The sequence below is a fragment of the Staphylococcus pragensis genome (assembly GCF_004785665.1).
Taxonomy (GTDB): domain Bacteria; phylum Bacillota; class Bacilli; order Staphylococcales; family Staphylococcaceae; genus Staphylococcus; species Staphylococcus pragensis.
In genome coordinates this window covers 721,127-746,709 of record NZ_SRPJ01000001.1, presented here as the reverse complement: position 1 = coordinate 746,709, position 25,583 = coordinate 721,127, and the positions used below count along the sequence as shown (strand labels likewise).

At 32.3% G+C, this 25,583-nt stretch carries 23 protein-coding genes and 1 riboswitch; of the genes, 7 read left to right on the top strand and 16 right to left on the bottom strand.

Features of this window, described 5'->3' with window-relative positions; all coding sequences use genetic code 11:
• Position 1: 1 nt before the first annotated feature.
• From E2558_RS03655 to E2558_RS03620, 8 genes are all read right to left on the bottom strand, one after another.
• Complete coding sequence (locus E2558_RS03655; protein WP_126566849.1) at positions 2–1,078, bottom strand: alanine racemase; 1,077 nt, start codon at positions 1,076–1,078, stop codon at positions 2–4.
• Between the two features lie 6 nt (positions 1,079–1,084).
• On the bottom strand, positions 1,085–2,236 hold the full coding sequence (locus E2558_RS03650) for an amidohydrolase (RefSeq protein ID WP_126566848.1): 1,152 nt from the start codon (positions 2,234–2,236) through the stop codon (positions 1,085–1,087).
• Positions 2,237–2,411: 175 nt separating this feature from the next.
• Positions 2,412–3,131 carry a 2,3,4,5-tetrahydropyridine-2,6-dicarboxylate N-acetyltransferase gene (gene dapD / locus E2558_RS03645; protein ID WP_126566847.1) on the bottom strand — a complete coding sequence of 240 codons (720 nt, stop codon included), beginning with the start codon at positions 3,129–3,131 and terminating at the stop codon, positions 2,412–2,414.
• Between the two features lie 50 nt (positions 3,132–3,181).
• Positions 3,182–3,907, bottom strand: coding sequence for a 4-hydroxy-tetrahydrodipicolinate reductase (dapB, locus tag E2558_RS03640; RefSeq protein ID WP_126566846.1), 726 nt, complete (start codon positions 3,905–3,907; stop codon positions 3,182–3,184).
• Entirely contained in the window at positions 3,907–4,791 is an 885-nt protein-coding gene (gene dapA / locus E2558_RS03635) for a 4-hydroxy-tetrahydrodipicolinate synthase (protein ID WP_126566845.1), read from the bottom strand. Before dapA ends, dapB begins: the two co-directional genes overlap by 1 nt.
• A gap of 2 nt (positions 4,792–4,793) precedes the next feature.
• The gene (locus tag E2558_RS03630; protein WP_126566844.1) at positions 4,794–5,783 is read right to left on the bottom strand and encodes an aspartate-semialdehyde dehydrogenase; all 990 of its coding nucleotides are present in this window, start codon (positions 5,781–5,783) and stop codon (positions 4,794–4,796) included.
• A 70-nt stretch (positions 5,784–5,853) separates the two neighbouring features.
• Positions 5,854–7,056, bottom strand: a complete 1,203-nt coding sequence (locus E2558_RS03625) for an aspartate kinase (protein WP_126566843.1) — start codon at positions 7,054–7,056, stop codon at positions 5,854–5,856.
• An 83-nt stretch (positions 7,057–7,139) separates the two neighbouring features.
• Positions 7,140–7,316: riboswitch (Lysine riboswitch) on the bottom strand.
• 243 nt (positions 7,317–7,559) lie between these two features.
• The gene (locus E2558_RS03620) at positions 7,560–9,164 is read right to left on the bottom strand and encodes an ABC-F family ATP-binding cassette domain-containing protein (protein WP_126566842.1); all 1,605 of its coding nucleotides are present in this window, start codon (positions 9,162–9,164) and stop codon (positions 7,560–7,562) included.
• Between the two features lie 153 nt (positions 9,165–9,317).
• On the opposite strand from E2558_RS03620, the gene cvfB reads away from it, so the two are divergent.
• The 6 genes from cvfB to phoU all read left to right on the top strand — a co-directional run bounded on the left by cvfB (position 9,318) and on the right by phoU (position 15,159).
• The gene (gene cvfB, locus E2558_RS03615) at positions 9,318–10,214 is read left to right on the top strand and encodes an RNA-binding virulence regulatory protein CvfB (protein ID WP_126566841.1); all 897 of its coding nucleotides are present in this window, start codon (positions 9,318–9,320) and stop codon (positions 10,212–10,214) included.
• A gap of 306 nt (positions 10,215–10,520) precedes the next feature.
• Positions 10,521–11,480 (top strand): PstS family phosphate ABC transporter substrate-binding protein, encoded by a 960-nt coding sequence (locus E2558_RS03610; RefSeq protein ID WP_126566840.1) that lies wholly within the window; start codon positions 10,521–10,523, stop codon positions 11,478–11,480.
• A gap of 184 nt (positions 11,481–11,664) precedes the next feature.
• A complete protein-coding gene (gene pstC, locus E2558_RS03605) occupies positions 11,665–12,591 on the top strand; it encodes a phosphate ABC transporter permease subunit PstC (protein ID WP_126566839.1) in 927 nt (308 codons plus the stop codon).
• Position 12,592: 1 nt separating this feature from the next.
• Positions 12,593–13,528 (top strand): phosphate ABC transporter permease PstA, encoded by a 936-nt coding sequence (gene pstA / locus E2558_RS03600; protein WP_126566838.1) that lies wholly within the window; start codon positions 12,593–12,595, stop codon positions 13,526–13,528.
• 81 nt (positions 13,529–13,609) lie between these two features.
• Positions 13,610–14,497: a phosphate ABC transporter ATP-binding protein PstB gene (pstB, locus tag E2558_RS03595; protein WP_126566837.1), complete on the top strand. Its 888-nt coding sequence runs from the start codon at positions 13,610–13,612 to the stop codon at positions 14,495–14,497.
• Between the two features lie 8 nt (positions 14,498–14,505).
• The gene (gene phoU, locus E2558_RS03590) at positions 14,506–15,159 is read left to right on the top strand and encodes a phosphate signaling complex protein PhoU (protein ID WP_126566836.1); all 654 of its coding nucleotides are present in this window, start codon (positions 14,506–14,508) and stop codon (positions 15,157–15,159) included.
• 153 nt (positions 15,160–15,312) lie between these two features.
• Here phoU and pepF read toward each other — a convergent pair whose 3' ends face one another.
• Positions 15,313–17,124 (bottom strand): oligoendopeptidase F, encoded by a 1,812-nt coding sequence (pepF, locus tag E2558_RS03585; RefSeq protein WP_126566835.1) that lies wholly within the window; start codon positions 17,122–17,124, stop codon positions 15,313–15,315.
• A 162-nt stretch (positions 17,125–17,286) separates the two neighbouring features.
• Between pepF and E2558_RS03580 the strand changes: the two genes are divergently transcribed.
• A complete protein-coding gene (locus E2558_RS03580) occupies positions 17,287–17,625 on the top strand; it encodes a hypothetical protein (RefSeq protein ID WP_126566834.1) in 339 nt (112 codons plus the stop codon).
• An 89-nt stretch (positions 17,626–17,714) separates the two neighbouring features.
• Here the strand turns inward: E2558_RS03580 and E2558_RS03575 are convergent, their stop codons facing one another.
• From E2558_RS03575 to trpC, 7 genes are all read right to left on the bottom strand, one after another.
• Positions 17,715–18,497 carry an HAD-IIB family hydrolase gene (locus E2558_RS03575; RefSeq protein WP_126566833.1) on the bottom strand — a complete coding sequence of 261 codons (783 nt, stop codon included), beginning with the start codon at positions 18,495–18,497 and terminating at the stop codon, positions 17,715–17,717.
• Positions 18,498–19,372: 875 nt separating this feature from the next.
• Positions 19,373–20,632, bottom strand: a complete 1,260-nt coding sequence (locus tag E2558_RS03570; protein WP_126566832.1) for an aminoacyltransferase — start codon at positions 20,630–20,632, stop codon at positions 19,373–19,375.
• Positions 20,633–20,659: 27 nt separating this feature from the next.
• Positions 20,660–21,913, bottom strand: coding sequence for an aminoacyltransferase (locus E2558_RS03565; RefSeq protein WP_126566831.1), 1,254 nt, complete (start codon positions 21,911–21,913; stop codon positions 20,660–20,662).
• Positions 21,914–22,236: 323 nt separating this feature from the next.
• Complete coding sequence (gene trpA / locus E2558_RS03560) at positions 22,237–22,965, bottom strand: tryptophan synthase subunit alpha (RefSeq protein WP_126566830.1); 729 nt, start codon at positions 22,963–22,965, stop codon at positions 22,237–22,239.
• Complete coding sequence (gene trpB, locus E2558_RS03555) at positions 22,958–24,169, bottom strand: tryptophan synthase subunit beta (RefSeq protein WP_126566829.1); 1,212 nt, start codon at positions 24,167–24,169, stop codon at positions 22,958–22,960. The genes trpA and trpB overlap by 8 nt, the downstream gene beginning before the upstream one ends.
• A complete protein-coding gene (locus E2558_RS03550) occupies positions 24,162–24,797 on the bottom strand; it encodes a phosphoribosylanthranilate isomerase (protein ID WP_126566828.1) in 636 nt (211 codons plus the stop codon). The genes trpB and E2558_RS03550 overlap by 8 nt, the downstream gene beginning before the upstream one ends.
• Positions 24,794–25,579, bottom strand: a complete 786-nt coding sequence (gene trpC, locus E2558_RS03545) for an indole-3-glycerol phosphate synthase TrpC (RefSeq protein ID WP_126566827.1) — start codon at positions 25,577–25,579, stop codon at positions 24,794–24,796. The genes E2558_RS03550 and trpC overlap by 4 nt, the downstream gene beginning before the upstream one ends.
• Positions 25,580–25,583 lie beyond the last annotated feature (4 nt).

The window sequence follows — 25,583 nt, the reverse complement described above, 5'->3', positions numbered from 1 at the left end:
TTTATCTATACTCCTTTATGAGAGAATCATGATTCATCGCACTAAGTTGTTCAGAGTTAGCGCCCACACCTTTGAATGTATATTCATCAATGCGTATATCGTTATTATATAATATCACTTCATCTTGTGCATGAACTTCATCGTCAACTTCTACAAACATATGACTCATCATTAATGCACGAATAGGATAGCGTTTGCCATTAATGAGCGCCTCATGTTTTGCGCGTGATTTTAGAATACCGTCGCCATAGCCTACATCTACAACTGCTAATTGAGTTCTGTTACGTGTAGCTTCATATGCAAAGCTATAGCCACAATAATCGCCTTCATTTACTTCACGAACTTGTATAACATTTCCTTTAACTGTAAGTGACTGTTGAATGCGTTCTTCTTCTAATTTACTGTAAGGACGAGACCCATATAAAGCTATGCCTACACGTGCGTGCGTATGGTAGGGAAGCAGCGCTTGTCCTTCACGATAATAACTTGCACTGTTTTGAGCATGTATCATATCAAATTGATAGCCTTCAGCTAATAGTGTATTTACTACATTTAACCAAGCTTTGCGTTCTAAGCCGTACTCTGGAACATCGAATTCATCGGCATAGCCAAAGTGTGTCCACAATCCTGAGATAATCATTTTGTTCGAATTAGAAGTGTGATAATCATCTTCTAATACTTCTTTAATTTCTTCTAACGTTTTGAAACCTGAACGATGTAATAAGTTTTCAAACTCTAAATGAACTTTAATATCGTGTAGTTCCTCTTTATATTTATAATAGTATTCTAGAGAGGGCAAAGTCATTTGAATTTGATTATCTCTCACAGTATCAAAGTCATACACTGCATTCATTAAAAATATTGTAGCTTCAGGCACCAATTTACGAATTCTTATAGCTTCTTTTAAAGAAGTAGTACTGAAAGTATTGATACCCGCTCTTGAAAATTGCTTTACGGCAAATTCTAATCCATAATGATACGCATTATTTTTTACTACTGCCATAATTGAATTATTATTTTTTACTTTAACAGCATTTTGATAAAACGCTTCTGAATCAACCGACCATGTTGCTGTCAATTTAAGTTACTCCTCTCCATAATGTAGTAATAATTGTTCATAATAGTTAGCCACATCGATTAATATCTTTTCATCAAAATTTAAGTGAGATGTGTGTAAACCTGTGACAAAACCTTTATCTTCATTACGTGTACCTACGAATGCGAAGTAAGCAGGAGCGAGTTGCTGACCATAGAAGCTAAAGTCTTCTCCAAATAAAAATGGTAATGGTTTATCTATTACTTCTAAGTTTGCACTTTGAATTGCCTGTTCCACACTTGCTCTTAATTGAGGACTATTCATTGTCGCAGGATAACCTTCTTCAAACTTCACTTCACATTCTACATTGAACAATAATTTTACACTTTCAGCTATTTTTTGCATTTGCGTTTTAACTACATTTAAGTCATTAGCATCATAGGTACGAATTGTACCTTCTAAATAGCCGTTACTAGGCACTGTATTAATGGCCTCACCAGCTTCAAAATGTCCCATATGTACAATATTACGTTTTAAACCGTTTAAATGATATTGTTGAATTTGTCCTACTTGATTTAAAACATGTAGTAGGGCTTCACCACATGAATGACCTTGTTCTTTGTCCGCTACGTGACTTGATAAACCTTTTAAAAAGAAGCGATATTCTGTGGCACTAGCTGTAATTTCATTATCACGAATGACTACTTGACCTTCATCAGCGAACGGGTTGATGTGAATACCAAATACAGCTTCAATAGGGTAATTATTAAACGCACCTGCTTTAATTAGACGATTAGCACCACCGCCAGTTTCTTCGGCAGGTTGGAAGATAAATACAACGTTATGAGGTAATTCATTATTATCTGCCATTGTTTTACAACGTTTTACAAATAACATTAATGCAGTTGTATGACCATCGTGACCACATGCATGCATGACATTATCAGTTTGGCTACGATAATCAATGTCATTCTCTTCAAAGATTGGTAGGGCATCAATATCAGCTCTAAATGCAATCGTATGATCACTATTTCCCTTTAAATAAGCAATTGTGCCTGTTTCAAGAGGGCGCTCATATGAAATACCTAACTCTTCTAAGAAATTTACAATATATTTTGTAGTTTCAAATTCATGCAAACTCAACTCTGGGTGTTGATGTAAATGTCTTCTATGTTTTGTGACAAATTCTAATTCATTCATATTATCATTCCTTTTTTACTTAATAATGAGAGCGTTCGTTTTATTTTGAAAATAACTGCCAGTCTTGTTAAAACTTCATTTTCCAAAAAAATGGAAAAGTATAAAAAGTTATAGACAAAGGCTGAGACTAAAGCGTCCCAGCCTCTATAAAATTTAAATTATACGTCGTTAATTCTTAATCATTTAACTTTCTTAAAGCTGAAACAATTTCACGTTTAGAATCTTCAACTTCAGAAGTTTGTTTAATGACTTTCGCAGGAGTTCCGGCTACTACTGCGCCAGCTGGGACATCTTGAGTAACGATAGCTCCGGCTGCCACGATAGCACCTTCACCAACTCTTACACCTTCAAGAATAACAGCATTTGCTCCGATAAGTACATTATCTTCAATGACTACTGGTGAAGCACTAGGTGGCTCAATTACGCCAGCTAATACAGCGCCTGCGCCAACATGGACATTCTTACCAGTTGTAGCACGTCCACCTAATGTTGCATTCATATCAATCATAGTACCTTCACCAACAACAGCACCAATATTAATTGTAGCGCCCATCATAACTACTGCACCATCTTCAATAATGGCTTGTTCGCGAATAAAAGCGCCAGGTTCAATTCGAGCATTCGTATTAGTTAAATCTTTAAGTGGGATAGCTGAATTACGACGATCCATTTCAATTTCTAAATCTGTGATACTAGCTTGATTAGCTTCATAGAAAGGTTTCCAATCATCCGCTTCACAGAAGATAACTTTTGAATTATCTGATCCAAACACTTTAAATGATTCTGGGAAGTTAACATTGTTAAATTCTCCATTAATATAAACTTTTAAAGGGGTAGATTTTTTAGCATCACTAATATATTGAATAATTTCTTGTGCAGAAAGATGTTGTACCATGTTCGATTCTCCTTATTATTTCATTTATTAAAAAAGATGACTTTCAGTTATTACAAATTATCAAAGGTATAATAGCCATTTTGTTTATTGACTAACTGCTCAGCAGCTGTTATCGCACCATTTGCGAAGATATCTTTCGACTGTGCTTTATGAGAAATTGTAATTGTTTCATCCGTTCCAGCAAATAATACATCGTGTTCTCCTACAATTGTACCACCACGCACTGCATGAATACCGATTTCATCTTTTTCTCGTTTTTCAGTACGCTCATGACGGTCATAAACAGGATGTACATTGTTACGTAATTCTTTAATAACATCATATAACTTAACAAGTGTGCCACTTGGTGCGTCTACTTTTTTATTATGATGCGCTTCAGTTAGTTCGATATCAAAATCTTGAAGTAGGGGTACTGCAGCCTCTAAGATTTTTGTTAATGCATGTACACCATAGCTCATATTTGCACTAAAGAATACAGGCATACGTTCGCTAAGGTCTTCTAATTTAGCTACAAGTTTCTCTTTCTCACCAGTAGTAGCAATAACTAATGGTAATTTAAAATCCTCATCTAATAGTGGTAATAGTAGGTTAGGATTAGAGAAATCGATTGCGACATCTGCTTTCTCTTGAGCATCAACAATATGGTCGAAATGAGTATACGGTGTTGAATCATTATGCTCGGGTTCAATGACACCTACAATTTCATGACCTTTTTCTTCTGCAAGTCGTGCAACACGTTTATTCATCGCACCATAACCGATTAATAAAATTTTCATTAGTGTTCACCTGCTTTAAACTGTTCGTAAGCATTAACTAATACTTTAGCATCTTCAACTTCTAAAGGTAAAAGAGGTAAACGTAATTCATACTCTCCGAAACCTAAATAACTTGTTAATGCTTTAATCGGAATTGGATTTACATCAACAGAAAGGGCATCTAATAATTTACCAATTGGTTCGAAGTCTTTAGAAATATCTTGTCCACTTTGTTTAGCATCATATAATGCTTGGAATTCTTTTGGAATAACATTAGCTATAACTGAAATAACGCCATTACCACCACGTTCGTAAAATTCTACAACGTTATCATCATTACCACTATATAATGCAAATTCATCTTGATTAATACGTTTTTTTACTTCTTCATAGTATTCGAAATCATTTGTTGCATCTTTAATTGCGACAATATATTCATTATGACTTAATGTTTCAACTGTTTCAGGATTAATCGTCATATTTGTTCTTGAAGGTACGTTATATAGTACAACAGGCAATTTAACTTCATTAGCAATTGTTTCAAAATGTTTTATTAAGCCTCGTTGATTCGTTTTATTATAATAAGGCGTAATTAACATAATTGCATCTGCGCCTAATTGTTTAGCACGTTGTGAAGCTTGGATAGATTTAACAGTATTATTAGTACCAGTACCAGCAATAATTGCTACACGATGATCTACTTGTTTCACTACCGCTTCCAATACTTGTTCTTTTTCTTCTTCGGTTAAAGTAGGGCTCTCAGCTGTCGTACCATTAACTATAATTGCTTGTACACCATTTTCTAATAAGAAATCAACATGTCTTTCTAATGCATTGTAATCCACTTCATTATTTGTGAATGGGGTAGCAAGCGCTACACCAACGCCTTCAAAAATATGTGCCATTATTATCTAGCTCCTTTTAAATTGATCACTTGCTCTAATACTTGAACTGCATTTAATGCTGCACCTTTAAGTAAATTATCAGAAGTACACCATACATGGAATGTATTATCTAATGAATCATCTCGACGAATACGTCCAACAAATACGTCGTCTTTTCCAGTTGAATTAATTGCTAATGGATATTCATTATTTTCAGGATTATCAACTAATACTACGCGACTATCTTGATCGAATAAATCTTTAATTTCTTGTACTGTCGCTTCTTTATCAAGAGTCACATCAATTTCAACGCTATGGCTATCTTGAACAGGTACACGCGCACATGTTGCAGTTACACGTAACTCAGGTTGATTTAAGATTTTGCGTGTTTCATCAATCATTTTTTGTTCTTCTTTTGTATATCCATCTTCTAAAAAGACATCAATATGAGGAAGCACGTTATTATAAATTGGGTGAGGGTACGCTTCAGGTGCTTTACCATTTGCACCCTCAGTTAAATCACGTTTACCCTTAATGCCTGAGCCTGAAACCGCTTGATAAGTTGTATAAGCGACACGTTTTAATCCGTATTTATCTTGTAATACTTTTAACGGTACAACTGATTGAATTGTTGAACAGTTAGGGTTAGCAATGATACCACGTTTAAAATGAGGCTCATTTACTTCTGGTACAATTAAATCAATGTCTTCAGTCATACGCCATTGACTAGAATTATCGATGACGATTGCGCCAGCTTTTTCAAAAATAGGGGCGAATTGTTTACTTGTGCCACCACCAGCACTCATCAATACGTAGTCAAATTTCTCACTTGCTGCTTCTTCTGTAAGTTCTTGAACAACATATGTTTTACCTTGAAACTCAACTTCTTTACCTGCTGATCTAGCTGATGAGAATAATACTAAATCATCAAATTTAATATTTTTACGATCAAGCGTTTCTAACATTTTTGTTCCTACTAATCCTGTTGCTCCGACTACTGCGATTCTTGTCATAAAAAGTCACTCCATTGTTTTATTATTTGAATTTTAAAAAAATTAATTATAAATAAGATATTCTAGATTATTAGATGTCAAAAGCATCGTATAAAATTTCGACTGCTTTTTCACCATTCTCTTTATCAATGACATACGAAATACTGATTTCAGATGTTGTAGTTTGATAAAAAGGAATATTAGAATTGATAAGGGTAATAAATGCTTTAGATGCTACACCAGACATGTCTCTCATTCCTGAACCAATTAATGAGATTTTGACATATGATTCATTGATTTTATAGTCTAGTGCTTCAAATGCTGTAGATAACTCCTCTAAGATATTTGAGATTTGATGAGCATCACTATCTTTAATTGAGAAAGATAATTGTAATCCTTCTGTATTGACTATTTGCGAAATCATATCTACATTTACTGAACCATCTTCTAAAGCAGTAAATAATTGAGTCAATAAACGATTATCCGGTAGGGGATAACTAATTGTTACGTGCATCATATGTTTATCTAATGCAACACCTGTTACAGCTTTTTTCTCTAAAATTTCTGTTCTTGGCATAATCCATGTTCCTTTCACATTTGATAATGTTCTGCCCAAATAAAGGGGAATATCGTAATTTTTAGCTAGTTCTACGCTTCTTGTTTCAAGGACCCCAGCGCCTAAAGCACTCATTTCCATCATTTCCTCATAGGATACATAATCTAAGCGCTTAGCCTTACTAAGTATTCTTGGATCAGTAGCGTATACACCATCAACATCAGTATATATTTCACAAGGTATTTGATTACTTGCAGCTAAGGCAACTGCAGTTGTATCAGAACCACCTCGACCTAACGTTGTTAATTCCAATTCATCATTAATTCCTTGGAATCCTGCTACAACCAAAACATCTTTATCTTCAAACGCTTTATCAAACGTTTCAGGATTAATTTCAGCAATTCTACTTTTAAGATGATGGCCAATTGTTTTAATACCAGCTTGATAACCAGTCATCGATCTTGCGTTTACACCAATATCATTCAATACCATAGATAAGTAAGACACTGTTTGTTGTTCACCAGTAGTTAATAATAGGGCTAATTCTTCATCTTTAGGTGTTGTAGTAAGATTTGATACATTTTCCATTAATTGATCTGTAGTTTTACCCATGGCACTCACTACTACAATTAATTGTTCGCCGTCATCCACACGACGTTTAAGCATTTCTGCGATATTTTTTATCTTTGTAAAATCGGCAACGGATGAACCGCCGAACTTCAAAACACTTCGTTTCAAACTTTTACCTCCTACATTTTGGGAGGCCCACGCTATAAAAAAGAGCAAGTTCGGAATGCGCGCGAACTTGCTCGTAATTTATATACAAGTGATGCACTCCATTATTAAATAATAATGACAAACTCTCAGCTCTTAACCACAAAGTCCAACGCTTTATATCTGCGTCTATAAAACGTTTCGGCATCGCACCCTTTCAATATTAGCTGTTGCAGACAGTGTATCTAATATGTACTAATGATTGATGCGCCTCATCAATTTCTTATTCAATTGCTATGTTTTTTATTATACATAAGGCAATTATGTCTGTAAACCGATAATTGTGATTTTTTGCAATTGACTGAAAAATCTAACAGTTATTTTACTACTTAATAGCAATGATACTTCTATTTAGTAAAAAGTAGGGTATAAGGAGAAAAGAATTTAAGTATATAACAATATCAAATATAGTTATTAAACAAAAAATAACTCACTTCCCAATAAGATAGAAAGTGAGTCGAAAAATATTATTTTTGTAATACGCCAATTTCTTGAAGATATTCTTCGTAAGGAATTTCTTTAGATAATCCACCTTGTTGATTTAAATCTATAACACGGTTAGCGATAGTGTTAATAAATTCAAAGTCATAAGACGTGAAAATAATTGAACCTTTAAATGATTTTAAACCATCATTGACAGCAGTAATACTTTCTAAATCAAGGTGATTTGTTGGTTCATCTAATAGTAAAACGTTTGCGCTTGAAAGCATCATTTTACTTAACATACAACGTACTTTTTCTCCACCTGATAATACACTAGCTTTTTTCTTAACTTCCTCACCGCTGAATAACATACGACCTAAGAAACCACGTAAGAATGTTTCTGTTTGTTCATCTTCAGGAGCATATTGACGTAACCATTCAACTAAGTTCATGTCTACGCCTTCAAAGAAGTCAGAGTTATCTTTAGGGAAATAACTTAATGATGTAGTAACTCCCCATTTGAATGAACCTTCATCTGGCTCCATTTCACCAGCTAAGATTTTTAATAACGTTGTTTTAGCAATTTCGCTATCTCCGATAAGAATGGCTTTATCATTAGGATTCATTGTAAATGAAATATTGTCTAATACTTTTTCACCATCAATTGTTTTAGAGATACCATCAACAACTAATAAATCGTTACCAATTTCACGTTCTGGCGTGAATTTTACATAAGGATAACGTCTTGAAGAAGGTTGAATATCATCTAACTCAATTTTTTCTAATTGTTTCTTACGGCTTGTTGCTTGTTTAGATTTTGAAGCATTCGCAGAGAAACGAGCGATAAAGTCTTGTAGCTCTTTCATTTTTTCTTCTTTTTTCTTATTTTGTTCTTGAGCCATTTTTTGTGCTAATTGACTTGATTGATACCAGAAATCATAGTTACCTACATATAATTTAATTTTACCAAAGTCTAAGTCAGCAATATGTGTACAAACATTGTTAAGGAAATGACGGTCATGGGATACAACTATGACAGTGTTATCAAAATTAATTAAGAAATCTTCTAACCAGTTAATGGCTGGAATATCTAAACCATTGGTAGGCTCATCAAGTAATAGTACGTCAGGTTCACCAAATAAACTTTGTGCTAATAATACTTTTACTTTTTGATTATTTTCTAATTCAGACATTTGTTTGTCATGTAATTCAGTTGTAATACCTAAACCTGATAATAGGGAAGCAGCATCCGCTTCGGCATTCCAACCGTTCATTTCAGCGAATTCTCCCTCTAGTTCTGCTGCACGAATACCATCTTCATCGCTGAAATCTGGTTTCATATAAATTTCATCTTTTTCTTTCATAACTTCATATAGACGTTCATGTCCTTTAATTACAACGTCTAACACACGTTCATCTTCATAAGCAAAGTGATCTTGTTTTAAGACAGCTAAACGTTCATCTTTTCCTAAAGACACATGACCAGTTTGAGAATCAATTTCTCCAGATAAGATTTTTAAAAATGTAGATTTACCAGCACCATTAGCGCCAATAAGTCCATAACAGTTTCCTTCAGTAAATTTAATATTTACATCTTCAAATAGTTTACGATCACCAAAACGTAAACTTACATCAGTTACTTGTAACATGCATTTACTCCTTTATTCATCGTTTATCTAACGCAAAAATTATATCACATAATGTTTTTACTTTCGAGTTCATGTAAGTTCAATTGTAAGAATGCTTGTTTGATAGAGGCATGTTATAATACAAAAGAATACAAACCCTTGAAGGAGAATATTATGGCATTAGATAAAGATATAGTTGGGTCAATAGAATTTTTAGAAGTTGTTGGCTTAGAAGGTTCAACATACCTTTTAAAAGGACCTAATGGAGAACAAGTTAAATTAAATCAATCAGAAATCGATGACGACGATGCTTTTGAAATAGGTGAAGAGTACAGTTTCTTTATTTATCCAAACCGTTCAGGTGAACTATTTGCTACTCAAAACATGCCAGACATCACTAAAGATAAGTACGATTTTGCAAAAGTACTTAAAACTGATCGTGATGGCGCACGAGTAGATGTAGGTTTACCAAGAGAAGTTTTAATTCCTTGGGAAGATTTACCTAAAGTTAAATCATTATGGCCTCAAGCTGGTGACTATGTATTAGTTACTTTACGTATAGATAGAGATAATCAAATGTTTGCACGTTTAGCTAGTGAAACTATTGTTGAAAAGATGTTCACACCAGTATTTGACGACGATAAATTGAACCAAGTTCTAGTAGCAAGACCTTATCGTTTGTTACGTGTTGGAAGCTTTTTATTATCTAATGATGGTTACAAAATATTTGTACATGAATCAGAACGAAAAGAAGAACCACGTTTAGGCGAAGAAGTAGAGGTACGTATTATTGGTCATAATGATAAAGGTGAATTAAATGGTTCATTCTTACCATTGGCTCATGAACGCTTAGATGAAGACGGCCAATTAATCTTTGATTTATTAGTTGAATACGATGGTGAATTACCATTTTGGGATAAATCTAGTCCAGAAGCTATAAAAGAAGTATTCAATATGAGTAAAGGTGCTTTCAAACGTGCCATTGGTCATTTATACAAACAAAAAATTATCAATATAGAAACTGGAAAAATTACGTTAACTAAAAAAGGTTGGAGTCGCGCAGAAGACTAAGTATTGACTTTTAAAGTTAACCCGCTTTTCTTCTATTATATATGTTAAATCTACTTAGTTTATAGAACCCATATTTTCAAAACTAAAAATCTTACTTTGATAAACCCATTACTTGATATCGAAAGGTATTCATAGTAATGGGTTTAATTTTTTATATAGAGATAATCTATCATCACTATCAATCTCTTTATTAAATTAACAAAACCTTTACATTTAATATATTTTACATTAACAAAAGGTATGTATTATAAGCATTGTAAGAAATACATATAACATTTGGGTTATCTATATTAGGAGGATGTTTCAATGAAAAAATGGCAATTAGTCGGTACTACTGTATTAAGTGCTTCAGTATTATTAGGTGCATGTGGCGGTGGCAACAGCAATGGTAGTGGTTCTGGAGATGAAGGTAAAGACCTTAAAGGAGAAGCAAAAGGTGAAGGTTCATCTACTGTAGCTCCTATCGTTGAAAAATTAAACGAAAAATGGGCTAAAGATCATCCAAACGCTACAATTTCATCTGGTCAAGCAGGTACTGGTGCTGGATTTGAAAAATTCATCGCTGGAGAAACTGATTTCTCTCAAGCTTCTAGACCAATCAAAGATGAAGAAAAACAAAAATTAGAAGACAAAAACATTAAATATAAAGAATTCAAAATCGCTCAAGACGGTGTAACAATTGCTGTTAACAAAGATAATGACTTCGTTAAAGAATTATCTAAAGATCAATTGAAAAAAATCTACAGTGGCGAAGCTAAAACTTGGAAAGACGTAGATTCAAGCTGGCCTGACAAAGAAATCAAAGCTTTCTCACCTAACTCAAGTCATGGTACTTATGACTTCTTCGAAGAGGAAGTAATGGATAAAGGCGACATCAAAGCTGAGAAAAATGGCGACACTAACGTAATCGTTCAATCAGTTGAGAAAAACAAAGAAGGTATTGGTTACTTCGGTTATAGCTTCTATGAACAAAACAAAGATAAGTTGAAAGAAGTTAAAATTAAAGACGATAAAGGTAAAGCAACTGAACCTAAGAAAGAATCTATCAAAGACGGTTCTTACGCTTTAAGTAGACCATTATTCTTATATGTTAAAGAAAAATCATTAAAAGATAATGATGTAATGAGAGAATTCATTAAATTCACTTTAGAAGACAAAGGTAAATCTGCTGAAGATGCTGGTTATGTAGCTTCTCCAGATAAAGTTTACAAAGATGAACTTAAAGAATTAGATAAATACGGTAAAAAAGATTCAGATAAAAAATAATCATTATTAATATCAAAGGGCTGGGAAATTATTCAAGGGGTATGACAAGGTGGTTTAACCGCCACCTTGTTTCAGAATATATGGGTGATTTTAAAATGTTTTAATTTAATTTGAACTCATTATTACCTGATAATTTCCTTGCTCTTTTTTTAAATTTATTGGGAGAAAAAAGAGAGGGTTATATATGGCTTCAGAGACTAATGTTAGAGATATGATAGCTAAAAATAACGCTAAAAAAGGTGGATTCAGCGATAAAGTTGTACCCGTCATTTTAGGGATTATAGCAGCTATTTCTATTTTAACTACCATTGGAATTCTATTCACTTTGATTACAGAAACTATTACATTTTTCACTCGTGTTTCGATTACTGAATTCTTATTCACTAAAGATTGGAATCCTACAGGTTCAAATCCAAAATATGGTATTTGGGCATTGGTTATTGGGACATTAAAAATCACAATTATTGCAACAATTGTAGCAGTACCAATTGGTTTAGGGGCTGCCATTTATTTAAGCGAATACGCTAGCGACAAAGCACGTCGTATTATTAAACCAATTCTTGAAATTTTAGCTGGTATTCCAACAATCGTATTTGGTTTCTTTGCATTAACATTCGTAACACCAGTATTAAGAACGATTATTCCTGCATTAGATAGCTTCAACTCTATTAGTCCAGGGATTGTAGTAGGTATTATGATTGTTCCTATCATCACAAGTATGAGTGAGGACGCTATGGCGTCAGTACCTAACAAAATTCGTGAAGGTGCTTATGGTTTAGGTTCAACGAAATTTGAAGTAGCAACTAAAGTTGTACTTCCAGCTGCTGCCTCTGGTGTTGTTGCCTCAATCGTATTAGGTATTTCAAGATCTATCGGTGAAACAATGATCGTATCATTAGCAGCAGGTAGTTCACCAACTGCATCATTATCTTTAACTAGTTCAATTCAAACAATGACTGGTTACATTGTTGAAATCGCAACTGGAGATGCAACTTTCGGTTCAGACGTGTACTACAGTATTTATGCTGTAGGCTTCACATTATTCGTGTTCACTCTAATTATGAACCTTATCTCATATTTGGTTTCTAAACGCTTCAGAGAGGAGTATTAATATGTCAACTACTACGAATCCTAATACTACAAATCCTAAAGCAAAAGGTTTAATAGACCAAAGTAAAGTTGAAAAAAACATTTCAAGTCGATCTACTAAAAATAAAATCAATAAATGGTTATTCTTTGCTTGTATCGTAATTGCATTATTAGTACTTGTTGCATTACTTATACAAACACTTGTTAAAGGTGTAGGTCACTTAACACCTGAATTCTTTACTAACTTCTCATCTTCAACACCTTCTCAAGCAGGTATTAAAGGTGCATTAGCAGGAACAATTTGGTTAATGATTAGTATCATTCCAATTTCAATTATTTTAGGTGTAGGAACTGCAATTTATTTAGAAGAATATGCTAAAGATAATTTCTTCACTAGCTTTATTAAAATTAGTATTTCTAACTTAGCAGGTGTACCTTCAATCGTATTCGGTTTATTAGGTTTAACATTATTCGTTCGTGGTGGCGGTATTCAAGCATTAGCATTAGGAAATAGTGTTATTGCTGCTGCTTTAACAATGTCACTACTTATCTTACCAATTATTATCGTATCAAGTCAGGAAGCAATTAGAGCAGTACCTAATTCTGTTCGTGAAGCATCTTACGGATTAGGTGCGAATAAATGGCAAACAATTAGACGTGTAGTATTACCAGCATCATTACCTGGTATCTTAACTGGTTTCATCTTATCTTTATCTCGTGCATTAGGTGAAACAGCACCATTAATCTTAATCGGTGTTCCAACAATTTTATTAGCTACACCAACAAGCATTATGTCAATGTTCACAGCATTACCAACACAAATTTACACATGGGCTAAAATGCCACAAGCTGAATTCCAAAACGTTGCTTCAGCTGCAATCATCGTATTACTTGTTATCTTATTATTAATGAATGGTGTTGCTATTTTCTTACGTAACAAATTCTCAAGAAAATATTAATTTAAATTCATTTAACGTAATTTTGGGGGAGAGAAAAAGTGTATTATCACTTTTCTCTCAAATATAGAAGGAGTTTTAATTATGGCAAATACAAATGTAGATGAAAAAAAACAAGAAGTAGCTAAACATACTGATCATTCTCAAACGCCAGTATCTACGGTTGTTTCTTCAAACGAAAATCAACACAACCAATCTAAAGAATCTGACGCTAACAAAAAAGTAGTTTATTCTACTCAAAATTTAGATTTATGGTACGGAGATACTCACGCTTTACAAAATATCAATTTAGATATTTTAGAAAATAACGTAACTGCTATTATCGGACCATCAGGTTGTGGTAAATCAACTTATATTAAAACATTAAACCGTATGGTTGAATTAGTACCATCAGTTAAAACAGCAGGTAAAATTTTATACCGTGACCAAAACATCTTTGATGAAAATTATTCAAAAGAAAAATTAAGAACGAATGTAGGAATGGTATTCCAACAACCAAACCCATTCCCTAAATCAATTTATGATAATATTACTTATGGTCCTAAAACACATGGTATTAAAGATAAAAAAATTCTTGATGAAATTGTTGAAAAATCATTACGTGGCGCTGCAATTTGGGATGAGTTAAAAGATAGATTACATACAAATGCTTACGGTTTATCTGGTGGGCAACAACAACGTGTATGTATCGCAAGATGTTTAGCAATCGAACCTGATGTTATTCTTATGGACGAACCAACATCAGCACTTGACCCAATCTCAACTTTAAGAGTTGAAGAATTAGTTCAAGAATTAAAAGAAAATTATTCAATTATTATGGTTACACACAACATGCAACAAGCTGCGCGTGTATCTGATAAAACTGCATTCTTCCTTAATGGTTATGTAAATGAATACGACGACACTGATAAAATCTTCTCAAATCCTTCTGATAAACAAACAGAAGATTACATTTCAGGACGTTTCGGTTAATATTCTACATGACGATTATTAGACAAAAATACGAAGGTCAATTAGACGAGTTAATAAAAGATATCCGTCGACTTGGTCTTCGTGTTTATTTTAATATTGAAAGTGCGTTAGTGTCGTTAAGTGAAGATGATAAAAATTTTGCAAGAGAAGTGATTGAACGAGACAAAGAGATTAATGAATTCGATTGTGATATCAATGAGAAAGTTATTATGTTGATTACTAAACAACAACCTATTGCGACTGATTTAAGAATGATGATGTCAGCTTTAAAAATTTCAACTGATTTCGAAAGAATGGGGGATAATGCTGCTAATATTGCTCATATCCGTTTAAGAGTAAAGATTACAGACCATTACGTGTTAACACGTTTAAAGACAATGGGTAAATTGGCAATGCTTATGCTTCAAGATTTAAACAATGCAGCTAAACAAGAAGATATTACATTGATTAAAGAAGTGATTGAACGAGACAAAGATATCGATGATTTATATGTTAATATCGTCAATACTACGTATCTTATCGATAATGATCCATTCGTAGCTGGACAAGCACATTTAGCTGCAAGAAATTTAGAACGCGTGGGAGACCATGTAAGTAATATCGCTGAAAGTGTATATTATTACTTTACTGGCGAACATTATGAAAAGTCTTCTCGTCAATAAAGAAATTTCTAGATTTTTCAATTAATGCATTTATTCTAAAATAACCCAAATTAAGATAAATAAATATAATTAACCCCGTTATTTGTGATTATTCAAATAACGGGGTTTTTGATTTTTTATAAAAAATAGAGATTATGAGTAATTAATTGACGTCTACAAGTTTTCTTGTTCAATTTGATCTGTAAGAGATTCGACTTCATTTACTAATTCAGATATATATTTGATTGTGGATTTTAATGGCGCATCTGTTGTAATATCAACACCAGCAATTTTAGCCAGGTCAACTGGTGATTGACTACCTCCGGCTTTAAGCGTATCTAACCAGGCATCAACAGCTGATTGACCCTCTTTTCTAATTTTTTGAGACATCACTGTTCCAATTGTTAAACCAGCAGAATAAGTATATGAATATAATCCCATATAATAGTGAGGTTGACGCATCCATGTTAATTCTGTACCATCAGTGAGTTCAACTGCATCACCGAAAAATTGTTCATAAACAGTACGCATAATATTATTTAATACTGAAGCAGTTAAAGATTCTCCATTATCGACTTTACGATATACTTCACGTTGGTACGCCGCTTCAAGCAAGTGAGTCACCATATTATGATAATAAGTACGAGATAAGATAGAACCGATGACCCAGCGTTTAAATTTAGGGTTGTCACTATTACTAAATAAGTAATTTGCCATAAGCATTTCATTCATTGTAGAAGGTGCTTCAACAAAATACATAGAGGCTTCAGAATCTAATAAATTTTGGTGTTGTTGTGCTAATGTAAAATGTCCTGCATGACCTAATTCATGTGCCAATACAAATGTTTCGGCCATTTTACCAGTCCAAGAGATAAAGACATATGAATGAGTGAAATAAGGACTTGCGCAATAAGCACCAGTATCTTTACCTTTATTTTGAGCAAAATCAATCCAACGATCTTTGTAGGCGTTATCAATCATTTTGATATAATCTTCACCTAAAACATTAAGTGCACCATGAATGTATTTTTTAGATTCTTCAATTGAAATTTGAGGTTCATAACTTGGATCTACTGAGATTTTCAAATCCTCAAAACGCATTTTGTCTAAACCATGAATTCTTTGAAGTAATTTCGCATATTTTTGCATTACAGGCGCTAAATCACTCATGATTACATCAATTTGGCGGTCATACATTTCACGTGTTACTTCTTGATCATGTAATAGATAATCAATCACTGAGTCATAACCTCTTAAATCTGCTTCAATTTTTTCTTGTTGCACATGCTGATTATAAGTAGCCGCAGTCGTATGCTGATATTTTCTTAAAGCATTACTGAAATTTTGGAAACTTTTACGTCTAAATTCAGGATCTGGATTATCTTCATACTCATTTTCAAAAGTTGCATAATCTAACGGGTAATTCACATTATTATGTTCAAATGATTCAAAAGCAATATCTAACATTTTAGTTGTACCATAAAGTTCGTATGCACTTTGGAAAGTAGGGGATAAACTCGCTAAGACTTCTTCTACCTCTGGAGATAACTGATAAGGCTTATTACTCATTATTTTTTGTAAATAGTGAGGGATATTTGATTTAGCCATAGCGTCCTCAATTTCACTATTAGACAACGCTGAAATTTCAGATTCTACAAATGATAATTGGCTAGTAATTTTGCCATAAGAAGTTGACAGTTTAGCACTTAATGTTTGAGCTTCTTCATTCGAAGTATCTACGCTCAATCTTAATTCTGCATAATTGCCTAAACGATCTAATTGAATTAGTATCGTTTCATATTCGTTTAATACCTCATGAATATTAGAAGAGGATATTTTATTTTTATGTTGTTGATTTAAAGTTTTAGCATCATTTATCGTTTTTTCTAAAATCTCATAAAACTGCTGATCATCTTTAAATAAATCTTTTAAATCCCATTTTTCTTCTTGAGCCACATCTTTTCTTAATGGTAAGCCTGTTGACATCTAATCACTCCTTGAATCTAGTTTTACAATTATTATACACAAGTTTATTTTCATTCTCATTATTAAGCCTTTAGGCCGAGTATTTCACTTTTATAACATTGTATAATTAAGTAAAATAATGCTATATACATTTATAACTATTTACAATGCAAGGAGTTTTACATGACTATTTTTGATATGCCTAATTATTTATGGATTACTATAGTTGCTATGATTCTTTTAACAGTATTTTGTTCTTTAGTTTTGAAAAAGTGGATCATATCAGCAATCATTACTTTTATAGTGTTGGGAGTATTAGCATTCTTTATACCTAATTTCTATGATATTTCATTCCAACCATTACTTGGCTATGCTGCCTTTTTAGCAATCATAAGTTTAATTATCAGTTTCTTATTATGGTATTTTACTAGAAATTGGAGACGTGAACGTAAACAAAGAAAATTAGAAAAAGAAATACAGAAGTATGAAAATGAGGATAGAAAACATCGTCGTCGTTTTTAATTACTTTTCTATAGAAAGTAGAAGAGAATAGGAAACAAAACCGTTGAAATATTAATACATTTCAACGGTTTTTAATATATCTATTACTATTAAATGGATGCTTTTTCTAATAATTGATCAAGTATGTTACATATTGAGGCTACATTTGGCTCTATGATTTGTAATCTTTGATTATTTTCAAAAGTAGGGCAATCAACCCCTTTATTATTAACAAAATAACCAGCCTTAGCGTTATATAGCATCGTAAAATCATTATGGTCATTACCAAAGGCAATGTACATTGGGTTCAGGCCAAGTATGTACTCAATAGCAGTATATTTATTAATATGCTGTGCAGTAATATCTATATTAAGTTCATTTGAATGATTAATTAAAGATAAATGTGGAGCTTTCGTACTTAATTGTGCTGCAATATCTTCGAAATATTGCGTAGGTATATTTAATAGAATCACCTTGATAGGCGAAATTATGTTATCTATAGATTGTTCTTGTGCTAAATGTAATGGATCTAAACGCTTATAGATTTCATTGGTAGCACTAACATTAGCAGCATAATCCCATTTGTCATCGACTATATAATTTAAATTATACTTATTAATAACGCCTTTAATAATTTGAAAATCTTCATGAGATATAGTAGCTAAAGTTTTAATTGATTTATTCATAGAAATAATTGAACCATTACCACCAATTAATGAAATATCAGGAAAATTTTTAGGTAAAACGGGTAAAAGATCACGTATTGGTCTTGCCGAGGCAAAAATAATCTTATGTCCTACGTTATGTAAACTAATTAATCTTCGAGTTATTTCTTCGTTAATTTGTTGACCATCAAAGCATATCGTACCATCAATATCAAAAACCAAATTCATGAGTCGTATCAACTCCTTTATATAGTATATATATGTATAGATATTATCATAAGATATATTTGTGATTTACTGAAACTAATCAACTAATGGCGATAGACATTAAATAAGTACTTATTAAAACTAGTAATTAAGCTAAAATAATGTAAAAGGATAGGTCCCCTAAAACTTAATATATAACTTCCTATAATATATATTATGTAAACTAAAAGATTAAATAATTAATATCTTATATTTAATGACGCTGTCAGGACGATTTCTGAGCATTTTTATAATCCTTTCTGTACAGTTGTCTTATTTATGTTTATATTTATTAAGCTGAATTTTACTTTTTAGTTATAATCTAGATTTGTCTAGCAACTCATATTTTTATACTTATACAAACTTGCTAAGCTTAAATGCAACAAAATTAGTAATGATATAAAGCTCTGTATGGAGACGTTAAACTAGAATTTCGCTCAAATGTAATATATGTATATGATCGTTGCTTATGTAATGATATATTAAATTCTTGTTAGTGCTAAACTGTAGGATTTAGTTCTAACTATTAACTACCGTTATTTAAGTTGATATATATTTTCAGCATTAATTCGTAATTTTTACGTTTTAATTAATGAATTATCTATCTCTCAACCTAATCATCATTGGAACTAAAAATTAAAAGACTCTATATTATAATATTTATTAATTTTGCAAAATAAATTTCTTTTGGAATATTATTGCTAAAATCTAGAGGTGTGCTATTATTAATTTGTAGGCTACAACATGCAATGACAACTTAGAATTTACCTACACTATATCGTAATTTGGCTCTATCACTTATTACGATAAAAAAGAAAGCATACTGGCGTCATGCCAATATGCTTTTCTTTCAAACTTTATTTTTTAACTTTCTTACGTATACGATCAAGTGTCGTAAATAACCAATATTTTACTTTATTGATTGGTTTATAAAAATCTCCTATTAACTCTTCAATATGTACATTGAAGCCTCGTTTAAAGCGATAAACACCGTAATCCTCGCTATTTTCAGTAAAATCACCAGATAAGCCATAGAAATTATATCGATCATAACCATGATCAAAGCAATAATTCATCATATGCCAATGCATCATGTATGGTCCCATGTAATTATTATATTTTTCTGATGATCCTCCAGAGAAGTAATTAACCTCGTAGGCATTTGCAAAGTATACACCAGAAGCTAAATTTAAAATTTGACCATCTGTTTGACGTAATTCACTCGCATTTAAGAGCTCTTTTTGGTCATGTTCTATTTGTTTATCTAATTCGGCAATTTTCTTAAGTTGTTTATCATTTTTATTTTCTTTTGCCATCATTTGATCACGACGAGACTCTTTATCACTAAGTGATTCTTGTAAAGTTTTAATATACTCATCAAGATCAATATATGCAAGTGGAACAAGAACCTTATCCCCATATGTATCAATAAAGTTATAGAAATATTCATCAGTTTTAGATACAAATCCCGTTCTTGCTTCAGTTTCACGATATAAGTCTAAAAAGATGTGAAACTCATCTCGATTTAGAAATCTTACTTTAACCCCATAGTTTATCGCTTTATTAATATTTCTCTTACGTTGACTGTCGAATTGCTTTTTAAGTGAAGCAGGTGTTTCACCTTTAAGATAATCGACACCCATCCATCGCACTTGGCTTGAAGTATCGTATTTAGTAGTGAAGCCATGATGTTCATAACCATGAGATTTAAATAAGTTTACTAAAGCGTCATTTTTTTCTCGACCTTCAATTGGATTAATGTCTTTATCATATATTTGATAAATCCAATAAGGGTCTAATTTAACATATAAACATTGATGTTGTTGTAAATATTTTTCTAGTTCGCGTAAGTAAAAATCGACAAGACCTAAATCTGAATAATCCATAACTGGTCCACGATTTGAATAATAAACATAACTTCCCATAGTCGGAATTTTAGAAAAAAGGCTAGCCGCAATTACTTTATTGCTTTCGTCTTTCACACCTAATAACACGACTTCAAAACCATCATTTTCACGAGTTTGAATATTCTCTTTTACTTGGAAGTAATGACTTTCTAGTGATGGGTTTTGTACAAAGTTTTCATATTCTTTTACTGTTAACTCTGTAAATTTCATATTAGTCTATTCCCCTCTTAATCAAATCTATTTTTTAATCTTTTTAAGCGTTCTATAAACTGAGTACATTGGTTTATTTATAGGTTTAACGAAATCTCCCACATATTCAATTACATCAGCGTTAAATCCTTTTTTGAATTTTACTACACCAGCGTCTTCTGCATCTTCAGTAAAGTGTCCACTAATACCGTAGAAATTATATCTATCGATGCCATGTTCTAAAGCATAGTTAATCATTGTCCATTGAACAGCATAACTTCCAGCAAAGTGTCTATATTTATTAGAAGTACCACCTGCATAATAAACTACTTCAAATGGGTTGATGAAGAAGAAACCAGCAGAGATTGGTAACTCATTACCATGTTCACTTTGCAATTTAGTAGCTTCATCAATTTTTTGTTGATTAGCATCTAATTGTTGTTCAAGATTTGCTTTTTTATTATGAGCCTTTTTGTTTTCAGGACGTTTTTCAATATCTTTTAACGCTTTATTTAAATCTTTAGTTAATGTTTCACGTTCATTTTGAAGCTCTTCTAAGTATTCATCAAATTTAATGTACGCTAATGGTACTAACACTCTATCTTTAAAATGTTTATATCTATGATAATAGAACGTATCTTCTCTATCAGCGAAATCTTTCGTTTCACTTGTGTCTTCCATAAATGATCTGAAAATTGGTAATTCATCTTCAGTTAAGAATCTAACTTTTACACCATTTTTTTGTACTTTTTTAGTATTTCTTTTACGTAGACTATCCATTCCATTTAATACATCTTTAGCTGATTTATTTTTTAAATCTAAAACTGAATGGAAGCGGATTTGTAGGATAGGGTCAAATCCTGTTGTAAAGCCTTCATGAGCATAGCCTAAATGTTTCATTTTATCAAAGAACCAGTCATTACCAGCATTACCAGTAATCTCACCATCATGATTACGATACTGATAAGGTAAATATGGATCTATGCGCACATATAGACAATTATGTTGTTTAAGATATTTTTCTAATTCATGAAAGAAAAAGTGAACAAGTTCTTTATTCTCGAAATCAATAACTGGACCGCGGTTACTGTAAAAGTATTTAAAGAATTTCATTACTGGCACAGCAGTTAAAAGACATGCAGCAATGACTTCATTATTGTTATTTTTAATTCCAACCAAATGAGTTTCAGTTTTTTCCGCAACTTTTAATTCATAGTTTTCAGTCATTTGCGTAAAGTGGCTGTATGGCATTTTATCTGTGAATTCGCCAAACTCTTTAGCCGTTAAATTTGTAAACTTCATTATTTATAACTCCTAATTTAAGATATCTTTATCTAGATTAATGTTCACTATTTCAGTTAAATAATTTTCTTCTAAGCATTACTTTGAAATTATTTTTCTCTAATCTCAATAAGTATACAATAGATATTTATAAAACTGAAATAGAAACTATTAATACAGACAAATGCTTCAATTTATTTTATATTGATGTAGACAAATAATAAGAGCTGAAAGACTAAGTTTTCAGCTTATTAAATAATTATGTTAATTTTATTTTAAAGTATTTGCACACGCTTTGCCAACCATTCTAATTGTATTATTATACTGAAATTAACAGTTGCTATTTATTTATTTAATGCCCCTCTTATTGACACTAAATAGTTCTCCATTTTGATTGGATCATAGCTTTCAAATCTCTTAACAATTTCACTTCCAATTACCACACCATCTGCCACTTCTATGATGTTAGTAACGTGTTCAGGGGTTCTAATACCAAACCCTGCAACCACGGGTATATCAGTAAGTTCTTTTATTCTATTTATTTTTTCTTTCAATTCAGGATGAAAAGTTCCATCTTCTCCGGTTGTAGCATTCATTGTCACAGTATAAATGAATCCCTCGGCATGTCTTGCAATCGTTTTAATACGTTCATCTGAAGCGGTCATTGCTATAAGTGAAATGATTTTCACCGAGTAGTTACTTATTCTTCTTTTCAATGCTTCGGCCAATTCAAAAGGTAAATCTGGAATTATAACGCCATATACTCCTGCTTTTTCACATTCTTTGAAAAAGGCTTTTTCTCCATATGACACAATAATATTGTAATATGTCATAAGTACATATTTACACTTTATCTCATTTTGATGCGAAACTAATTCATTAAATATAAAATCAATGGTCACGCCCTCTTTAATTGCTTTGTTCCCTGCATTCATAATCACAGGCCCGTCAGCCACAGGATCTGAAAATGGCACACCAATTTCGATGATATCAGCCCCATTTTTATCTAATACCGCAATATTTTTTATGAAATTTTTATTACCCATAATGTATGGTATAAATAATTTAGTCATTTATACCACCTCTTTCATTAGTATATTGTCGAATAGTTTCCATATCCTTGTCACCACGTCCAGAAATTGTAACTACAATAATTTCATCTTTCTTCATTGTAGGTGCTAATTTTTCTACATAACTTAGTGCATGAGCACTTTCAATCGCTGGGATAATTCCCTCTATTTTACTGAAGCGGATGAGCGCTTCCATAGCTTCTCGGTCATTTGCACACTCGTATTTTACTCTTCCTATATCTTGATAGTAGGAATGTTCTGGTCCTATTCCAGGATAATCCAGCCCAGCAGATATAGAATGTGCTAATTCTATTTGTCCATTATCATCTTGAATTAAATACATTTTTGAGCCATGAAGTACGCCTGGTCGCCCTTTTCCAATAGCAAGTGCATGCTTATCAGTATTAACACCTTTACCGGCTGCTTCAATACCATATAATTTAACGTCATCTTGAATAAATGGATAAAAAGTTCCTATTGCGTTTGATCCCCCGCCTACACATGCTACTATTGCGTCTGGTAAACGGCCTTCTTTATCTAATATTTGTGACTTTATCTCTTTACCAATGACACTTTGGAAGTCTCGAACCATCGTTGGAAATGGATCCGGACCAAGTGCTGAGCCTAATAAATAATGTGTATCGTCGACATGACTTACCCAATATTGCAGTGCTTTATTTACTGCGTCAGACAATGTGCCTTGTCCGTCATCCACTGCTTCAACTTTAGCGCCCAATAATTCCATACGAAAGACATTCAATTGTTGTCTTTTAATGTCTTCTCTTCCCATGAAGACAATCAGTTCCATATCAAATAGTGTTGCAACCGTTGCACTAGCTACGCCATGTTGACCAGCACCCGTTTCAGCAACCAATTTATTTTTTCCCATGCGTTTCGCTAATAAAGCTTGACCAATGGCATTATTGATTTTATGCGCGCCTGTGTGATTTAGGTCTTCACGTTTAAGATAAATCTTGGCGCCTCCTAATGTTTCTGTGTATGATTTAGCATAAGTTAAGGGTGTCTCTCTACCAACATATTCTTTTAAATAATATGCGATTTCTTTTTGAAAATGAGGATCTTGTTTCGCTTTCGTATATTCTTTTTTTAATTCAATGATGGCTGGCATTAATGTTTCTGGAACATATTGTCCTCCATATTCACCAAAGAATCCTAATTCATCAGCTTCGGTTTGGATGTTATTCATAGTTTAAATCTCCTTTCACAAGATGTACGATTTTATTCATTTTAGTTAAGTCTTTGTCATGATTACTTTCAATGCCACTAGAAATATCATAACCAGCATGTTTTAAATTTGATTGTTCAAGTTGATGCACACTTTCCATATCTAATCCTCCAGCGATTAAATAAGGTGTCGACGTTTGAACATTATTGAGTAATTCCCAATTAAACTTTTGTCCTGTGCCTCCATAATGTTCTGAAGGTGTATCTATAATTAGATAGTCAGTATAGTTTTCATATAATTTTATTAATTTGGCGATAGTTTTTGTAGCAGGAAGCGCTTTAATTATCTTAATATTCTTATAATTTTCTCTAACCTTTTTGATTAATTCGATTGACTCGTTACCATGAAACTGAATACAATCAAGCGGTGTATTTATGATTAAGTTTTGAACTTCTTTAAAAGTTGGGTTTACCACTACGACGACTTTTTCAATTTTTCTAGGAACCACTGTCATTAAGTTATTTAATTGCTGGATATCAACGTGACGCTTACTTTTAGGAAAATGTATAAATCCAATCATATCAATATTTAATGATTTTACTTTTGCTACATCTTTAACTGTTTTAAATCCACAAAACTTGAGTATCATTTTTGATTTACCTTTCTCATTTTCAAAGATGGTAAAAAATGAGTTAAATCATGACAATTCATTAGCGCTCCACCTATTAATAAACCATCTATTCCACTCTTAATAATTTTTTCAACATCATCTTTTGTATTAATGCCACTTTCTGAAATATAATAATATCCTTGCTTTTTGTTATACAATATTTGATTTGTATGGGTTACATCTGTAATGAACGTTTTTAAATCTCTATTATTTACACCTATTATTTTAGGGTTTAATTGGTAGGCTCTTTCTAATTCACTTTTGTCATGTACTTCAACTAAAACTTCTAATTCTAAATTACTTGCATAAGTATATAAATCATGCAATTGTTCATCGGTTAGAATATTGACGATTAATAAAATTATGCTTGCGCCAGCTTTTTTAGCTACATCTATTTGAAGCGGATGTATAATAAAATCTTTGCATAATACAGGTAGGTTAGTATGTAAAGTAAGTTCCTGTAATCGTTCAAAACTCCCCCCAAAGTACTGTTCATCTGTTAAAATAGAAATCGCATTGGCACCGTAGTGTTCATAATCTTTTACTTGTTGAACTAAATTACGTTCATGGAATGAAGATACAGAGGGGCTTTTTGATTTAATTTCTGCAATAATATTTAATCTAAAGCTACTTTTCAAATTTTCAACTAATTTCTGTTTATGTGCCACTTTTATATTTTTAAGAGTATTTAATTTTTCCTCATAATATCCTTTATTTAGCAATTGTTTTTTATACGCTACAATTTCATCTAAAATAGTCATTTCA

Coding starts and splice junctions, on each gene's coding strand:
- E2558_RS03650 (WP_126566848.1), bottom strand. CDS start 2,236: ATGAATGAATTAGAATTTGTCACAAAACATAGAAGACATTTACATCAA.
- dapD (WP_126566847.1), bottom strand. CDS start 3,131: ATGGTACAACATCTTTCTGCACAAGAAATTATTCAATATATTAGTGAT.
- dapB (WP_126566846.1), bottom strand. CDS start 3,907: ATGAAAATTTTATTAATCGGTTATGGTGCGATGAATAAACGTGTTGCA.
- dapA (WP_126566845.1), bottom strand. CDS start 4,791: ATGGCACATATTTTTGAAGGCGTTGGTGTAGCGCTTGCTACCCCATTC.
- E2558_RS03630 (WP_126566844.1), bottom strand. CDS start 5,783: ATGACAAGAATCGCAGTAGTCGGAGCAACAGGATTAGTAGGAACAAAA.
- E2558_RS03620 (WP_126566842.1), bottom strand. CDS start 9,164: ATGTTACAAGTAACTGATGTAAGTTTACGTTTTGGTGATCGTAAACTA.
- cvfB (WP_126566841.1), top strand. CDS start 9,318: ATGGCATTAGATAAAGATATAGTTGGGTCAATAGAATTTTTAGAAGTT.
- E2558_RS03610 (WP_126566840.1), top strand. CDS start 10,521: ATGAAAAAATGGCAATTAGTCGGTACTACTGTATTAAGTGCTTCAGTA.
- pstC (WP_126566839.1), top strand. CDS start 11,665: ATGGCTTCAGAGACTAATGTTAGAGATATGATAGCTAAAAATAACGCT.
- pstA (WP_126566838.1), top strand. CDS start 12,593: ATGTCAACTACTACGAATCCTAATACTACAAATCCTAAAGCAAAAGGT.
- pstB (WP_126566837.1), top strand. CDS start 13,610: ATGGCAAATACAAATGTAGATGAAAAAAAACAAGAAGTAGCTAAACAT.
- phoU (WP_126566836.1), top strand. CDS start 14,506: ATGACGATTATTAGACAAAAATACGAAGGTCAATTAGACGAGTTAATA.
- pepF (WP_126566835.1), bottom strand. CDS start 17,124: ATGTCAACAGGCTTACCATTAAGAAAAGATGTGGCTCAAGAAGAAAAA.
- E2558_RS03580 (WP_126566834.1), top strand. CDS start 17,287: ATGACTATTTTTGATATGCCTAATTATTTATGGATTACTATAGTTGCT.
- E2558_RS03575 (WP_126566833.1), bottom strand. CDS start 18,497: ATGAATTTGGTTTTTGATATTGATGGTACGATATGCTTTGATGGTCAA.
- E2558_RS03570 (WP_126566832.1), bottom strand. CDS start 20,632: ATGAAATTTACAGAGTTAACAGTAAAAGAATATGAAAACTTTGTACAA.
- E2558_RS03565 (WP_126566831.1), bottom strand. CDS start 21,913: ATGAAGTTTACAAATTTAACGGCTAAAGAGTTTGGCGAATTCACAGAT.
- trpA (WP_126566830.1), bottom strand. CDS start 22,965: ATGACTAAATTATTTATACCATACATTATGGGTAATAAAAATTTCATA.
- trpB (WP_126566829.1), bottom strand. CDS start 24,169: ATGAATAACATCCAAACCGAAGCTGATGAATTAGGATTCTTTGGTGAA.
- E2558_RS03550 (WP_126566828.1), bottom strand. CDS start 24,797: ATGATACTCAAGTTTTGTGGATTTAAAACAGTTAAAGATGTAGCAAAA.
- trpC (WP_126566827.1), bottom strand. CDS start 25,579: ATGACTATTTTAGATGAAATTGTAGCGTATAAAAAACAATTGCTAAAT.